The 602-nt window shown below is 43.9% G+C and carries 1 protein-coding gene; it reads right to left on the bottom strand.

All coding sequences use genetic code 11. The annotated features are described in order from the left end of the window. Window positions 1-134 precede the first annotated feature (134 nt). On the bottom strand, window positions 135-602 hold a 468-nt coding region (locus IEW67_RS18015; protein WP_308430753.1), incomplete at its 5' end, for a group II intron maturase-specific domain-containing protein.

Genomic DNA, 602 nt, shown 5'->3' with positions numbered 1-602 from the left:
CTTCGTCCTCGGGTTTCAGGGTTTTCCACCTTACTAAGCCAGACAAAGGAACTACCGATTTCCAGCTCCCCCTCGTCAAACCGTGCGTGAGGTTTTCCCTCACACGGCTTTCCGACAGTCTTCATCCTAGGCATTCAGAGCGGTAATCTCTTTACATTACCAGATAAGAAGAAAATACCTATCCCCCTAAAGAAATGAGCATGATAATCCCGGTTCGCATTACCTCGTTTTTGCTTCTTCCTCCGCAGGAGCCTTGTAATCCGCTCTTGCACATAGCGATCTACTTGAACAAAATGTTCCGCGGCATTACTCCAACGGTAGTAGTTACACCATCCCTTTAAGATAGGGTTGATAATGGATGCAAGTTCTGAGATTGGTGTTCTGACATCCATTCGCAAAGCCTGTTTAATTCTCTTTCTTATCCTTTTCATCGATTTCTGAGATGGCCACATGTAACACCAGAACTTTCCAGTTCTAGATTTCTTGTATCTGAAATGGAAACCTAGAAAGTCAAACCCTTCTTTCGCATGGATAACGCTTGTTTTCCCTTCATTAATCGTTAATCCCAAACGCCCCATGATTTGTCTAACGGCTGCTAAATA

The sequence above is a fragment of the Lentibacillus kapialis genome (assembly GCF_014646635.1).
Taxonomy (GTDB): Bacteria; Bacillota; Bacilli; order Bacillales; family Amphibacillaceae; genus Lentibacillus; species Lentibacillus kapialis.
The sequence above is the reverse complement of the archived record's forward strand: the minus strand, read 5'-3'. Positions and strand labels throughout refer to the sequence as shown.